10 protein-coding genes are annotated in these 15,906 nt (G+C 65.8%); 9 read left to right on the top strand and 1 reads right to left on the bottom strand.

The features are described from left to right. Positions 1-22 precede the first annotated feature (22 nt). Positions 23-895, bottom strand: a complete 873-nt coding sequence (icmH, locus tag ABE528_RS20160; RefSeq protein ID WP_346653897.1) for a type IVB secretion system protein IcmH/DotU — start codon at positions 893-895, stop codon at positions 23-25. A 387-nt stretch (positions 896-1,282) separates the two neighbouring features. Between icmH and mnxG the strand changes: the two genes are divergently transcribed. From mnxG to ABE528_RS20205, 9 genes are all read left to right on the top strand, one after another. After that, positions 1,283-7,123, top strand: a complete 5,841-nt coding sequence (gene mnxG, locus ABE528_RS20165) for a manganese-oxidizing multicopper oxidase MnxG (protein ID WP_346653898.1) — start codon at positions 1,283-1,285, stop codon at positions 7,121-7,123. An 18-nt stretch (positions 7,124-7,141) separates the two neighbouring features. Then, on the top strand, positions 7,142-9,130 hold the full coding sequence (locus ABE528_RS20170) for a cytochrome D1 domain-containing protein (RefSeq protein ID WP_152955277.1): 1,989 nt from the start codon (positions 7,142-7,144) through the stop codon (positions 9,128-9,130). Continuing rightward, complete coding sequence (locus ABE528_RS20175) at positions 9,127-9,783, top strand: SCO family protein (protein WP_346653899.1); 657 nt, start codon at positions 9,127-9,129, stop codon at positions 9,781-9,783. Before ABE528_RS20170 ends, ABE528_RS20175 begins: the two co-directional genes overlap by 4 nt. Continuing rightward, positions 9,780-10,442, top strand: coding sequence for an SCO family protein (locus ABE528_RS20180; protein ID WP_152955273.1), 663 nt, complete (start codon positions 9,780-9,782; stop codon positions 10,440-10,442). Before ABE528_RS20175 ends, ABE528_RS20180 begins: the two co-directional genes overlap by 4 nt. 3 nt (positions 10,443-10,445) lie before the next feature. After that, positions 10,446-11,963 carry an ABC transporter substrate-binding protein gene (locus ABE528_RS20185; RefSeq protein WP_346653900.1) on the top strand — a complete coding sequence of 506 codons (1,518 nt, stop codon included), beginning with the start codon at positions 10,446-10,448 and terminating at the stop codon, positions 11,961-11,963. Between the two features lie 12 nt (positions 11,964-11,975). Beyond that, entirely contained in the window at positions 11,976-12,617 is a 642-nt protein-coding gene (locus ABE528_RS20190) for a SurA N-terminal domain-containing protein (RefSeq protein ID WP_152955270.1), read from the top strand. A gap of 237 nt (positions 12,618-12,854) precedes the next feature. Beyond that, the gene (locus tag ABE528_RS20195; RefSeq protein ID WP_152955268.1) at positions 12,855-13,388 is read left to right on the top strand and encodes a response regulator; all 534 of its coding nucleotides are present in this window, start codon (positions 12,855-12,857) and stop codon (positions 13,386-13,388) included. Positions 13,389-13,448: 60 nt separating this feature from the next. Beyond that, positions 13,449-15,131: a GspE/PulE family protein gene (locus tag ABE528_RS20200; RefSeq protein WP_152955266.1), complete on the top strand. Its 1,683-nt coding sequence runs from the start codon at positions 13,449-13,451 to the stop codon at positions 15,129-15,131. Then, complete coding sequence (locus ABE528_RS20205; protein WP_346653901.1) at positions 15,085-15,906, top strand: hypothetical protein; 822 nt, start codon at positions 15,085-15,087, stop codon at positions 15,904-15,906. The genes ABE528_RS20200 and ABE528_RS20205 overlap by 47 nt, the downstream gene beginning before the upstream one ends.

Raw genomic sequence — 15,906 nt, forward strand, 5'->3', positions numbered from 1 at the left:
CCCTGAAAGGCTTGGCGTGCGGCTATTGCTGTAAAATGCGCTCCAACGACTCCAGTACCTCGGTGGTGACCAGGTGAAGTCGATAGCTGTAGATCCCATAGGCAATGGCCATGGCAACGGCAGAAATCACCAGCGGGCTCCACCACGGCCACTGCCGTCTGATGCGCAAGTTGCGTGGCGCCACGTTGCTGTAGGGATCGCACACTTCTGCAGGGACCGGGCCGCGCAGTTCGCGGATAGTCCCGTGAAGTTGGTGGATCAGGGCGTTCAGTGTTTCTTCGCCTTTCGGGGCAATGGCATACTTGCCCTTCAGGCCAAGGCACAACGCGAAATACATGAACTCCAGGACGTCCTGATAACGTTTGGGCTCCTGCATAAGCCGCGAGATCACGGTGAAGATCTTTTCACCGCCCCAGGTCTCGTCATGGAAGATGCTCAGCAGCGATTCCTGGCTCCAGCAACTGTTCTTGCCCCACGGGCGCTCCATCACGGCTTCGTCGATGAACAGGCACAGGGCATAGGAATAGGCCTGCAGTTGTGCCGGCTCATAGTTGTTCTGACGCATCTCTTCGCGAATGTTCTCGATCTGGTTGCGCACTTTCGAATGCACATCCTTGATGTGCGCAAGTTCATCCAGAGTCCGCAGGCGCATGACCAGACCGAACAGCGGCGCGGCGGCATCGAGCATCAAATTGGCGAAGCCACCGCGCAGCTGGAAGTCCGGGTCTGCGGCGTAACTTGCAGGTTCTGACGGGGGCTCCTGGCGGTTGTCGCTGCAGAGGCTGGCAGCCCATGCAGTGGGTTCGAGCATGCTGTAAGCATTCCGCTCGCTCAGGCGAAAAGTCGCATTTGCCGTTGCCGAGTGTTCATCGCTAGCGTTGGGGTGTCTGGACATCGGGTTCCTCGATTGCCGGCCTGCGTACGGTGGCGCGGGCCAACGAGTGGCTCATCGGTCGGTTGTGTTTGCGCTGAGCCTGAACACTAACGGGGAATCAATTCTCGAAGGACCGTCGCTCTTCCTATAAGGCTGTAGGAATTGTCGACGCGTAAACTTAGAACCCTGCAATGAAAGTAACCGGCTGTAAGCCTGCCTCGCACAGTCCCGCTGCCATGCCCCCGAAACGACAATGCATATCATCCCCCGAATTGGGGAATTTCCGTGGGGGCTGCTCCCCAATCTGTTCCGCTTCCTTTCCTAACTTATTGAAATTAAAAGCCATTTCCTTATGGCACACACCTTGCTGACCTCATCGCAGTGTTTCCTGTGTTCCGGAGGTGCAGCATGTCGACCCCGTACAAAGGCCCCGTCCTGACATCACTCGTCCTGGCCTTGTTTGGCTGGGAAGCGACCAGCGAGGCTGCTGTGCAGTGCCAGCGCACCTTGGTGGCCAACGTGGTGGCCCTGGACCAGCCACTGATGTTCAACCGCCTTGGTGCGCAGAACGCCAACGGCATGATCTTCGCCCTGCGCGAGGATGTGGTGGATGACCACCAGGTCCCGCTGAGCAAGGGCGGCGCCGCAGTGCCGGGCAAGGTCACCCTGCGCCCCGACAAGCGCCCACGGCCGATCGTGCTGCGCGTGGCCGCCGGTGATTGCCTCACGGTCAACCTCACCAACCTGCTCGACTACAAGGCCAACCCCAACAAGCACGGCATCGAGGCCGATGATCAAGTCGAGGGTGTCGAACTCCCGAAAGCGCCTGGCGCCGAAGGCTTCGTCGCCGACGAGCAGGTCGCCGAGCGCATGGTCGGCTTCCAGGTCAACGGCATGCAGGCGGTCAACAGCATCGCCGACATCTCCGCCAACACTGGCCGCAACGGCAACTTCCTGGTCAGCCCCGGCAGCACCCGCAGCTACACCTTGTTTGCCGAGCGCGAAGGGGCATTCGCCGCCACCAGCAAGGCCGCCACCTTCGGCGGCGAGGGTACCGCCGGTAACGTTGCCAACGGCCTGTTCGGCCAGGTGGTGGTTGTCCCCAAAGGTGGGCGAACCTACCGCAACACCCTGACTGAAGAAGAAATGCGCCTGGCCACCACCGGCCGTACCGCAACCGGCCAGCCGGTGATCGACTACGAGGCCCGCTACCCGCAGCGCGAGCCGTGGGTGACCGAGGGCAAGGCCGGCAAGCCGATCATCGCGATGATCGACGGCAACCAGATCCTCAACAGCGAAACCGACGCCATCGTCATGGGCCCCAACCCGGATGGCAGTTTCCCCAAGTCCACCTACCCACTGGAAAGCATCGGCAAGCGCAACCCGGCGCTGCCCAACCGGCTCGAGGCGTTCCGCGACTTCGCTTCGCAGTTTGCCGACGAAGTAGCCGGTACCCAGGCCTTCCCCGGTTACTGGGCGGACCCGGTGATGGGCCATGTGCTGGAACCGGCACGCGACGCGTTCATGATCAACTATGGCTCCGGTGGCATGGGCGCCGAGGTGGTTGCCAACCGCCTCGGCGTGGGGCCGATGCATGATTGCCTGTCGTGCGCCTACGAGGAGTTCTTCCTCAGTGCGCACACCGTGGGCGATATCGGCACCCTGGTCGATGTGCCGGCCAACGTCGGCCTCGAACATATCCGCCCGGGCGAAGTGCCGCCGGCCAGTGCCACCGGGGTCAAGGCCAGCATGGCCCTGTACCCGGCGGAACCGGCCAACGTGCACCACAGCTACATCGGTGATTTCACCAAGTTCCGCAACACCCACAACGGCCACGAGCAGCACATCTTCCACCTGCACGGGCATCAGTGGCTGTTCAACCCCAACGACGACAACTCCGACTACATCGATGCCCAGGGTATCGGTGCCGGCATCGGCTACACCTACGAGATCGCCAACGGCGGTTCGGGCAACCGCAACCGGGTGGCTGGCGACGCCATCTATCACTGCCACTTCTACCCGCACTTCGCCCAAGGCATGTGGGCCATGTGGCGGGTGCATGACGTATTCGAGGAAGGTACCCGGCTGGAAGTCAGCGGGCAGGGCGAAAACGGCTTCCACAGCGCGCCGTTCGCACTGCGCAGCGGCAAGCCAGCGACCGGGGCCCGGGCCCTGCCGGATGGCGAGATCGTTGCCGGCACGCCCATCCCGGCCATTGTGCCGCTGCCCGGCAAGGCCATGGCGCCGATGCCCGGCAAGGTCGTGGTGGTGCCTAAGCTGGCGGCCGAACAGGTGGCCGCCAACGACGATGACCACCCTGAGAGTGAAGGTGATGACGACCACGCCCAGCAGCCTGGCGCTGCCAAGGCGATCGGCTCGCTGGCCCTGGTCGACCGCAGCGAGGCCAACCGCAATGCCGACGGCACGCTGAAGAACCCAGGCTACCCGTTCTGGATCGGCGGCATGGAAAGCAGCGTCGGCAACCGCCCGCCAACCCCGCCACTGGACATGCTCGACCCGGCCCTGGCCCGCCAGCTCAAGGACAGTGGCAAAGCCCTGTGGGCCAACCTCGACGCCAATCAGGTCGATGGCTGGGACGGTGGCCTCGGGCGCCATGCGCTGGATGGTGTATCTGCTGGCGGCGAGGCCGTCACCACCACCACCAAGCTGGACTTCTCCAAGGTGGTACACCGGGCCAAGCCGATCTACTTGCCGGAAGAGGGTACCGACGTCGAGCAGGCCGCCATGCAGTTCCATGCCGCAGCCGAGCACCCCAGCTACGCGCTGATCCCTGGCAGCCAACCGGTGCCCAAGGCCTTCCGCACCAATGGCGCGCTGCCGACCGCAGGCGCACCGTACTACGAGCCGTGCATGGATGACCGTGGCAAACGCCTGACCCAGTCTTCGGGCGTTGGCGAATTCTTCAGTGGCGAGAGCCTGGGCGGTATCAACTTCCGTGGCGCGTCCAGCTTCACCGCCGACCGCCCGCGCATCTACAAGGGCGCCAACATCCAGTTCGACGCGGTGTACAACAAGGTGGGCTACCACTTCCCGCAGGCGCGCATCATCGCCTTGTGGGAAGACGCCTGGCCAGTGATCACCAAGCAGCGCCCGCCAGAGCCGCTGGTGATGCGCATGAACACCTTCGACTGCACCATGTACCAGCACACCAACCTGATCCCGTCGTTCTATGAAATGGACGACTACCAGGTGCGCACCCCGACCGACGTGATCGGCCAGCACATCCACCTGCCCAAGTGGGACCTGACCGCCGCCGACGGCTCGGCCAACGGCTGGAACTACGAAGACGGCATTCTCTCGCCCGGCAGTGTGGTCGAGCGTGTGCACGCCATCCGTGCCTTCAACAACTGCGCTGAGGGCGACAGCCGCGACGGCACCGCGGCCTGCCCGAAAGCCAAGCAGCACCCGTACTTCGGCCGCTTCGGCCGGGCCGACTGGCTGGGCGCACGCACCGCCATGCAGCGCTGGTTCGCCGACCCGCTGGTCAACGTGTTCAACGTCGACCGTGGCCTGGGCACCATCTTCACCCACGACCACCTCGGCCCATCGACCCACCAGCAACTCGGGCTGTATGCCACCGTACTGGCCGAACCTGCCGGTTCCACCTGGTACCACGCCGAGTCCGGCGAGAAGCTGTACAACCCGGCCACCCGCCAGGACGGCGGCCCGACCTCATGGCAGGCGGTGATCCAGACCGGCGACAACGACGGCGATGGCAAGAACGACAGCTACCGTGAGTTCTTCCTCGAGTACAGCGACTTCCAGCATGCCTATGAAGCGGGCGTGTATGTCGGTGCCGGCCCGGATGGCATCCCCAATGCCCAGTCGTTCCCGGCCACTGCCGACAGCTTCCGCTATGCCATCAACCCGCCAGTACGCGGCAAGGCCTCAAGCCTGCTTGAAGCCATCGTCGAGGAGCGTGGCGGCCTCAACCCGGGTTGCCCGAGCCGGCCATGCCCGCAGGCGATCTCGGTGGATGACCCTGGCATGTTCGTCGTCAACTACCGTAACGAACCGCTGGCCCTGCGTGTGTTCGACCCGAACAAGGTCGGCCCGGACGGCAAGCGCGGCATGCAGGCCGACGGCCTCGGCGGTGACCTCAGCTACGCGCTGCAGACCCGCACCGACCGCGCCATCCCGGCGATGAACATGGCACCTTCGGCGATCACTTCGGCGGTCGGCCCAACCGGAGGCACCACGCTCTTCCCACCGCACATCAACAAGGCCGGCAGCGAGCCGGGCGACCCGTTCACGCCGATGCTGCGCACCTACAGCGGCGACAACGTGCGCCTGCGCATGCACGCCGGTGGCCACGAAGAGGAGCACAACGTCACCCTGCACGGCGTGAAATGGCTGCAGAACGGCTCGGGCTTCGGCAACAGCTCCAACTCGGGCTGGAAGTCGTCGCAGATGATCGGCATCTCCGAGCAGCTCGGCTTCATGGCGCCGGTGTCGATGATCTCCAGTTCCGCCGCCACCAACGGTGACTACCTGTACTCGCTGGACGCGGCGCTGGAAGGCTACTGGAACGGTATCTGGGGCATCATGCGCAACTACACCGCCCAGCGCGCCGACCTGTTCCCGTTGCCGAACAACCCGCAGCCGGTGGCCATGCGCAATACCGTGAACTTCGACGGCATCTGCCCGAAAACCACGGCCAACCCCAACGGCATCGGTACCCGCGCCACGGTCAAGCGCAGCTACGAGATCGTCGCCGCGCTGGCCAACGACATTCTGGATAACCGCAACGGCGTCGCCATCAACGACATCGCCGGTATCGGCCAGCATGTCGGCGGCCCGCTCAAGGCCACTGGCGGCACCCTGGTGTTCAACAACCGCAAGACCAGCATCCCGCTGGTGAGCGGTGTCGATCCGGAGGACGGCGTACCGTTCAGCATCGGTGGCCACAGTGCGCCGCTGCATGACCCGACCGCGATCATGTACGTGCGCAAGGCCGACCTCGATGCCACCACCGGCAAGCTGAAAGCCGGCGTGCCTGTGGAACCGCTGATCCTGCGCGCCAACGCTGGCGACTGCATCAGCATCACCCTGGAGAACCGCCTGCCCGAGGTGATGCCGGACCTGTCCAGCACGGCGGTGATGCACAACGTGGTCAAGCGTGACCGGTTCGACAGCGAAGGTTCCACCGCCTTTGCCAACAACCTGATGCGCCCGTCCAGCCACGTCGGCCTGCACGCCCAGTTGCTGGCATACGACATCACCAAGTCCGATGGTGCCAACGTCGGCCTCAACCCGGTGCAGACCGTACCGCCCCGGGTCGGCAACAGTGGCGCTTACCCAAGCAAGGTGTACCAGTACTACGCCGGCCACCTGGAGCGTGAAGGCAAGCCGGTGCTGCAACTGGGCCGCACGGTGGACAACATCAACACCACGGCGATCGAGTTCGGCGGCCTCAACCTGACCCCGTCGGACTTCATCAAGCAACCGCAGAAGGGCCTGGTCGGTGCCATGAGTGTCTTGCCGCAGACCGCCACCTGGAGCGAAGACCCGGCCACCCGTGCCCAGGCCACGGTGAAGGTCACTGGCCAGCCAGACTACCGCGACTTCGTCACCGTCTGGCAGCGCGCGCTGAACATGCGCTGGGCCGATGGCCGCCCGGTGGAAGGCATCAACGTCGAAGGCAATGGCGCGGCGGGCGACCCGCAGGATAACAGCAACATGGCCGTCAACTACCGCACCGAACCGCTGTGGCTGCGCTTCGGCATGGCCCCGAACGCGCCGTTCGGCCACGCCAACGGCCTGGGCTTCGCCGATGTGCCCAACGCTCACATGGCCTACGCCAACGCCCTGGTCGGTGGCGACCCGCTGACCCCGGTGCTGTACGCCAAGCCGGGCCAACCGGTGCGCAACCACATCGTCATGCCCAGCGGCGGCAGCCGCGGCATGGTCTACCAGCTGGACGGGCACCTCTGGCCGCTGCACAGCTACCAGGCCGAGAAGAACGACCTCGACGGCTACCCGATGAGCATGCCCGGTATCGGCTCGGTGCGCTTTGGCGCCAACCCGATGGCCATGTACATCGGCGCCCAGGAGAGCGTGCTGCCCGCCGCGCACTTCAGCTTCATGCTGCCCAGTGCCGGTGGCGCCAACGCAGTGCCAGGCGACTACCTGTTCCGCGACTATGCCGCCTACGGCAACCTCTCGGGACTGTGGGGCATCCTGCGGGTGACCAACGACTTGCCGCCGGCAACCGCCGCGGGCCAGTAAGGGAAGGGGAGCGCGAGCATGTACAAGAACAACAAGACTCGGCCCGCAGTACTGGGGGTAGTGCTGGGGGCGGCGCTGATCGGCCTGGGGATGGCTTATGAAAAACTCTGGTGCGACCCGCGCGAACTGCTGCAGGAGCCTGCCGACCTGCAGGGCCTGCATCGGCTCAGCCGCGATGGCGTGACGGTGGAGTTCGAGGCGCGGCCATTGGCCGGCGGCGATCTGCGCGAAGGGGCCTTTGCCAACATCCGCTTCAAGGTCACCGACCAGGCCAGCGGCCAGCCGCTGTCGGGCATGGCCCCGGGTGCCTGGATCGACCCGGCGCAGGCGGCACCGCTCGAAGGCGGCAACCGTGACCAGAGCTGCAAGGCCCGCGTTGCGCTGTTCCTCAAAAGCAGCATTGGTGCACGGCCGTTGCTGGACCTGAACAGTTACTTCCTGCTGGTGCTGAACAAGGACGCCAGCCTGACCGTGATCGACCCGACCGTGTCGGTGGGCGGCATTACCAGCACCCTGGCGCGCATCGACCTGCCGGGCCGGCCCATGGACTGGACGGCCAGCAGCGACGACAAGCAGGTATTCGTGTCGATCCCGGAGCGTGGCCAGGTGGCGGTGATCGATACCGAGACCTTCACCCGCGTGGCCACCCTGGACGCCGGCGAGTCGCCGGTGCGCGTGGCCATGCAGCCAGACCAGCAGCGGCTGTGGGTCGGCAACAACAGCAGCGACCCGGCCAAAGGCGGGGTGACGGTGATCGACGTCCCCTCACGCAGCACCCTGAAGTCGTTCGCCACCGGCTCCGGGCACCACGAAATCGCCTTCAGCGCCGACTCGCGCTACGCCTTTGTCAGCAACCGCGATGGCGGCACCCTGAGCGTCATCGACATCGTTCAGATGCGCCTGGTAAAAACCCTGGAGGTCGGCCCGCACCCGCTGTCGGTGGCCTACTCGGCGCTGTCCCAGGCGGTTTACGTGGCTGACGGTGAAGAGGGCACGGTGCGGGTGATCGATGCCCGCAGCCATCTGCTGCGCCACATCGTCAAGGCCGAGCAGGGCCTCGGGCCGATGCGCTTCAGCGGCGATGGCCGCTACGGCATCGTGCTCAACACCCTGGACAACCAGGCCCTGGTGATCGATGCCAGTACCGACAAGCTGATCCACCGTGTTCCGGTGGCGGCCGAACCGTACCAGCTGACCTTCACCAAAGGCTATGCCTACATCCGTGGCCTGGCCTCGCCCAAGGTCAGCATGATCAACCTGAGCAGCCTGGGCGAAGGGCGCCAGCCGATCGTGCAGGGCTTCGACGCCGGCCCCGCAGCGCCACGCCAGGCCGGTGACCTGCCACTGGCCCAGGGGTTGTCGGTGTCGCGTGACGACAACTCGGTATTCGTGGTCAACCCGGTGGACAACACCACCTACTTCTATGCCGAAGGCATGAACGCCCCGATGTCCGGCTACAACAACCGTGGCCACCAGGCCCGCGCGACCCTGGTCATCGACCGCAGCCTGCGCGAGTTGGCACCGGGGGTGTATGGCTCGACAGTGAAGATGCCGGCGGCGGGCACGTTCGATGTGGCCTTCCTGCTCAACCAGCCACAGATCATCCACTGCTTCAGCACCGAGGTGGCTGCCGCACCGGATGCAAGCAAGCGCCGGGGGGCGCATGCCGAGTTCATCGGCCTTGACCAGCCCATGCCGCAGCAAACGGTGTTCACCGCCAAGGTGCGCATCGTCGGCGACGACGGCCGGCCACGGGTGGGCCTTGGCGACCTGACCCTGCGCTACTTCCTGGCGCCTTCGTCGCTGCCGCGCAACCTGCCGCTCGAAGAGGTGGGTGAGGGCGTGTACCAGGCGGCGCTGACCCTGCCCGAAGCCGGAGCCTGGTACCTGCATGTGCAGTCACCCTCGCTCGGGCGCAAGTTCGCCGAAGAAAACTACACCAGCCTGCGCGTGCTGCCCGCCGCGGCGGCTACCGCTTCCCAGACCGAAGTGAGGCATGTGCGATGAACGCCAAGCATTCTTTCCAGCTGCTTGCCCTGAGCCTGGCATTGGCCAGCAACCTGGCCCTGGCCCATGCCGGCCATGACCACGACGGCCACGCCGGGCAGCCGCCGGCAGCGCACCAGGAGAAGGCCAGCGTGCGCTTTGTCGATGTTCCGCTGCTCAACCAGGATGGCATGCCGGTGCGCCTGGAGCAGGACCTGGTAGGCGAGCGCCTGGTGGTCATGGGCTTCATCTACACCAGCTGCACCACGGTGTGCCCGGTGGTGTCGTCGATCATGGGCAAGGTCCAGCAACAGTTGGGAGGGCGCGTGGGCGAGGAGATCCAGCTGGTGTCGATCAGTGTCGACCCGCAGCGTGACGACGCCAAGCGCCTGCAGCATTACGCCAAGGCCTTCCAGCATGGCCCGGGCTGGAGCTGGTTGACCGGCTCGCAGTATGCCATTACCGAAACCCTCAAGGGCCTGGGCAGCTTCAGTGCCGACCTCAGCCAGCATCCGCCGCTGATCCTGGTGGGGGATGGCCGCACGGGCCACTGGACCCGCTACTACGGCTTCACCGACCCGGCCGTGCTGGTCGAGGAAATCAACCGCCTGAGTGCCCGCCGGGTGCACGCCAAGAGCACCGCCATTGCCGAACACAGTGAGGTGCAGCCATGAGCAGCGCAGCCCGCCACACCACGATGCGCAGCACCGACTGGCTGGCCCTGGTGGCCGTACTGTGGATCCTCAGCTCGGTGGCGTTCGCCCACGAGGGCCATGGGCCGCAGGCGCCCAGCCCACAACCGGCACCGCCGGCCATGGCCAGCGGCGGCGGTACCCGCGATGCGCAGACCTGGTTCACCGACACCGTGCTCAAGGACCAGAACGGCCGCGAACTGCGCTTCTACAGCGATGTGCTCAAGGACAAGGTGGTGATGCTCAACGTGATCTTCACCCACTGCACCGATGCCTGCCCGCTGATCACCCGCAAGCTGCGTGACGTGCGCGATGCCATGGGGCCGGAGCTGGCCAGCCAGGTGACCTTCGTGTCGATCAGCAGCGACCCGCTCAACGACACCCCGGCAGCGCTCAAGGCCTTCGCCGAGAAGCAAGGCGTGGACAGCGCCAACTGGCTGTTCCTCACCGGTGACAAGGCCGATGTCGATCGAGTGCTGGGGCGTATCGGCCAGTTCCTGCCCAGCCCTGAGCAGCACTCGACCCAGCTGATCGCCGGTGACGTGGCCGGCAAGCGCTGGAGCAAGATCCGCCCGGATGCACCCCCCGCCGCCATCGCCCAGCGCATGCAGCTGCTGGCGCAACCGCTGGCTGGGCGCTGAGCCATGAAGCCCTGGGCGATGCTGCTCAGCGTGGCCCTTTGTGGCCCGGCGCTGGCGCTCGACCTCACGCCGAATGAACAGGCCGGCAAGCGCCTGTACCGGGACGGGGTGTCGAGCAGCGATGCACAGTTGCTGGCGCGCGTCGGCGCCAGCGACATGAGCGTGCCCGCCAGCGTACTGCCCTGCGCCAGCTGCCACGGCCTTGATGGGCGCGGGCGCGCCGAAGGCGGGCTACGCCCACCCAGCCTCGACTGGCAGCGCCTGGCGCTGGGGCAGGGCGAGCGGCAAAGCAACGGTCGCCGCTACCCGGCCTACAGCGACGGCACGCTGGCCCGCGCCATCCAGCACGGCGTCGATCCGGCGGGCCAGCGGCTGGACCCGGCCATGCCGCGCTTCGAACTGACCCTGGCTGACCAGCGCAACCTCACGGCCTACCTCAAACGCCTGGGTGAAGAACGCGACCCCGGCGTGGAGGACGGCGTGCTGCGCCTGGGCACCTTGCTCCCAACCAATGGCCCGCTGGCAGACGCCGGGCATGTCGTGCGTGCCGTGCTGGAGGATGGCGTGGCGCAGATCAACCAGCAGGGCGGCATTCATGGCCGACGCCTGCAACTGGTGGTGGCCGATACTGGCACCGATCAGGCCAGCGCCGAGCGCGCCTTGCAGCGCCTCCTGGATCAGGAGCAGGTGTTCAGCTTGATTACGCCGCTGTCGCCCATGCTCGATCAGCAACTGCCGACACTGCTCGAACAACGGGGTGTGCCGTTGATCGGCAGCACGCCGCGCAGCGGGGGCAGTTCACAGATTTTCGACCCCTTGCCGGGTATTGCTAGCCAATTGCTGAGCCTGGCCGCCCATGCCAAGGGCGCCCTGGGCCTGGCACCCGACGGCTTGCGCGTGGTGTACGCCGGCAACGATCAGGCTGTATTGGCCGAGCAGGTGCGCGAACGGTTGCGTCAGCAAGGCTGGACGCCAGCACCGATCCAGGCCTTTGACGGCCAGGCCGTCGAAGGCCAGGGCATCGTCTTCATCGGCCGTGCCCAGGCTTTTGCCGAGTTGGCCCAGGCGCTCCAGGCCGAAGGTCGTGAGCCCTACCTGTTCGCCGCCTCCAGCCAGGTGGCGGCAGCGCTGGCCGGCTTGCCAGCACAATGGTCGCAACGGGTGTTCCTGGCCTATCCGTTCGTGCCGGGCGACTGGACCGAGCAGGGCATGGCGACCCTGGCCGGCCTGCAACAGCGCCAGGGCCTCGACCCGCGCCAGGCGTCGTTGCAGGTCAGCACCCTGTGCGCCCTGCGGCTGTTGTCCGAGGCCCTGAAGCAGATTGGCCGCGATGCCAGCCGCGAACAGCTGGTGGCCGCCCTGGAGGGCCTGCACGATGTCGACACCGGCCTGACCCCGGCGCTGGGCTTCGGCCCCGGCCGCCGCCAGGGCATGGCCGGTGCCCATGTCGTCGCGGTGGCGCTGCCCGGGCCTCGCTTTACCGCTGTTGCCCCGTACCGGCCAGTGCCGGACAGCCCTTGAGCGGAGGTGGCCATGCGTATCCTGTTGCTGTGCCTGCTGCTGGTGATCGCCAAGGCGAGCTGGGCCGACGTGCCCGCTGCGCGGGTCAACGGCGTGGATATCGACCTGATGCGCCTGGAGCGCTATTTCACCGAGTACCTGGAAGCCCAGGGCAGGGCAGTGGCCAGCATCCGCAACCCGACGCTGTACAAGCGCCTGCGCGTGCAAGCACTGGACGAGCTGATCGACAAGGAATTGCTCTGGCAGGAATCCCAGCGCCAGGGCATTCACATCAGTGATGAGCAGATAGCAATGCAGGTAGGTGAAATCGAAGCAGCCTTCGGCAGCCCGGCGCTGTTCGAAAGGCGCCTTGCAGATGCAGGATTCGATCGGGCGGAGTACGCTGACTACGTGCGCCACGAAATGGCCGCGCAGCAGGTGTACGCCCAGCTCAGCGCGGTAGACGAGCCCAGCCAGGCCGAAGTCGCGGCGTTCTACCAGGCCAACCGGCAAATCCTGCAAGGAGCGCAGAACCAAAGTGATAGTACGTCGGTCATACCCGAACCGGGCCTGGCGCTGGCCAAGGCTGCGCTCATCGGCCAATTGCAGGCGCAGGCGCGCCAATCCGTGCGCCAACGTTTGCGCGAATCCGCTACAGTGGAAATCGCCGACTGAGGCCCTCGAATGGGTTTCCCCAATGCTGGGGAATACCGGTTTGGCAAAGTGCCATCACCTTCCCCGGATGTGGGGAACCGGGCCTGTGCCTGTATTGCCGGGCCTAGCGCGGCCTAGCAAAATCAATGACTTACAGTGGTGCGAGATGACTATTCACGCCTGGCACGAAGCCTGCTCAAGCCTTATCGAGGCCGCACTTCGCAAACCGGGCAACCGGGCAGTATTTGGGAGTCGACCTTGGTGAACAGAGTATTGGTAGTCGATGACGAACAGACCCTTGCGCAGAACCTGCAAGCGTACCTGCAGGCGCAAGGCCTGGAAGTTCACGTCGCCCACGACGGTGCCAGTGGTATCGAGCAGGCGCAGAGCCTGGCACCGAAAGTGATTGTGCTGGATTACCGCTTGCCCGACATGGAGGGGTTTCAGGTCCTGGAGGCCGTGCGCAAGAACAGGCAGTGCCATTTCGTGCTGATCACCGCCCACCCGACTGTCGAAGTCCGTGAGCGAGCCGCCGAACTTGGCGTGAGTCATGTCCTGTTCAAGCCGTTCCCGTTGGCGGAACTGGCCCGCGCGATCTTCGACCTGATGGGCATCGAGCGCCGGCGCAGGGCCACTGACGATCCAGCCGAAGGGTTTGTCGAACGACGCCAGAACAGGAACGAATCGTTCCCCTTGCAGTTGTACGATGGCAGCTGGGTGTTGGCCGATCGCCGCCGTAATGGCGCCAAGCCCCCAGGACCTGACGACGAACAACTGCTCACCGGGGAATAGCGGCGCCCGCTGCCCTGGCCAAGCCAGCCTGCGACGCGCCCCTGAGCGGAGTCGCAGGCCATGTCAGACGTACTCGATACACGTGCAGGCAAGCACAGTGCCTACCCCCGCGAACTCCTGGCCCAGGCCCGTCTGCAAGCTGGCGACGAGCGCCTGCTCAACTGCCTGGAGCGCCTGGCCAACGAAACCCCCGACCGCTTCATCCATCGCCTTGGCCTGACCCTGCATTATCCGGTGCTGGAAACCCAGGCCCTGCTGGCCAGCAGCCCACGCTTCGACAAGGTCAGCCTGGCCCAGTGCCTGAAGCGCGAGTTCGTGCTGATCGAGCAGGACGGCGAGCTGATCGGCGTATTCGCCGACCCCTTCGACCACGCCCGGCTGGCCTGGATCGACGACAATCTGCCGGGTGCGCCGCTGTACCTGGCCCACGCTGCCGACCTGGCCACCTTCCTGGCCCGCCACGAAGAAAGCTTCCACGCCGTCGACGCCCTCGACCATGACGGCGAAGCCAGCGGGGAGATCGACCCGCTGCAACGCCTGTCGCTGACCAGCATCAGCGAAGACCAGAGCAAGGTGGTGAAGCTGGTCAACTCGACCCTGTACGACGCCCTCAAGCAGCACGCCAGCGATATCCACCTGGGGATGACTGGCCAAGGCCTGGTCATCAAGTACCGCATCGACGGCGTGCTCAATGGCGCCGGCAAGGCCAGCGGCAGCGCCTTCGCCGACCAGGTGATTTCGCGCATCAAGGTCATGGCCGAACTGGACATCGGTGAAAAGCGCGTACCTCAGGATGGCCGCTTCAAGGTCGCCATTGGCGAGCGGCAGATCGACTTCCGTGTGTCGATCATGCCGAGCATCTTTGGCGAGGATGCGGTGCTGCGGGTGCTCGACAAGCAGGACCTGTCCGACCGCGTCAGCGGCGTGCAGCTGCAGGCCCTGGGCTTTGCCGATGAAACCTTGCGCGCCCTGCGCCGGCTGGCGGCCGAGCCCTACGGCATGATCCTGGTCACCGGCCCCACCGGCAGCGGCAAGACCACCACCCTGTACGCCATGATCAGCGAGATTAACCATGGCGTGGACAAGATCATCACCATCGAAGACCCGGTCGAGTACCAGCTGCCCGGCGTGCTGCAGATTCCGGTCAACGAGAAGAAGGGCCTGACCTTCGCCCGCGGCCTGCGTTCGATCCTGCGCCACGACCCGGACAAGATCCTGGTCGGCGAGATCCGCGACCCCGACACCGCCCAGATCGCCGTGCAGTCGGCGCTGACCGGCCACCTGGTGTTCACCACCATCCATGCCAACAACGTTTTCGATGTGATCGGCCGCTTCAGCCAGATGCAGGTCGACCCCTACAGCTTCGTCTCTGCCCTTAATGCCGTGCTGGCCCAACGCCTGATCCGCCTGGCCTGCCCGCACTGCTGCACGCCGTGCGAGGTCGATGACGACACCCTGACCGCCTCGGGCCTGACCCGCGCAGCGGTCACCGCTTGGAAGTTCGTCCGCGCCCAAGGCTGCGGCCAGTGCCGTGGCAGTGGCTACCGCGGCCGCAGCGCGATTGCCGAACTGCTGCACCTGGACGACGACCTGCGGCAGATGATCGTCGAACGCCGCCCCCTGTCGCAGATCAAGCAGCTGGCCTGCCAACGCGGCCTGCGCCTGCTGCGTGCCTCGGCCCTGGACCTGGTCCGTGATGGCCGCACCACTCTTGAGGAGATCAACCGTGTCACATTCATTTGAGCATGGCTCTTATAGATACAGCGCCGTACTGGGCGCCGAAGGTGTCGGCCTGGGTCGCGCGCACGGCAATCAAACGCAGTGGCTGGGCAGCCGCGAGTTCACCTGCGATGCCGCGCAGCCGGCCTGGGCAGCGGCCTTGCAAGCGTTGAGTGCATTGCTGGCCGAACACGCCGTCAAAGGCGCGCAGCTGCGCGTGCTGCTGTCGGCCCGCTACAGCCGCTTCTGCCTGGTGCCGTGGAGTGACGCCATCGGCCAGCCAGGCGAGCTGGATGCCTACGCCCGGGCCTGCTTCGAGAACCTCTACGGCCAGTCGCTGGACGACTGGCGCATCGTCCTCTCGCCCGAGCCAGCCGGTGCCGCACGCATCGCCACCGCGCTGCCCGAAGCCCTGCTGCAAGGCCTGCAGAACCTGGGCCGGGAAAGCCGCCTGAGCCTGCGCTCGGTGCAGCCTTACCTGATGGCGGCCTACAACCGCTGCTCGGCGCAACTGGAGCAGGGCGACTTCCTGTTCGTGCTCGCCGAACCGCGCCGCAGTGTGCTGCTGCTGGCTGCCGGCGGTGCCTGGCAACAGGTGCTGGCCCAGGGCTGCGCCGATAGCGACCAGGCCCTGCAGGCGTTGATCGAGCGCACCTGCGAGCTGTACGGCGAGCATCTGCCACGGGTCTACCTGCATGCCCCCGGGCGCGGCGATGTGCCGCAACTGGCGGCGGTGCAGCTGTGCCGGCCCGCCGGCGACAGCGACCCGCTGTGCGCCATGTGGCGGGCGGTGGCCTGA

Source organism: Pseudomonas sp. TWI628 (assembly GCF_039673865.1).
Taxonomy (GTDB): Bacteria; Pseudomonadota; Gammaproteobacteria; order Pseudomonadales; family Pseudomonadaceae; genus Aquipseudomonas.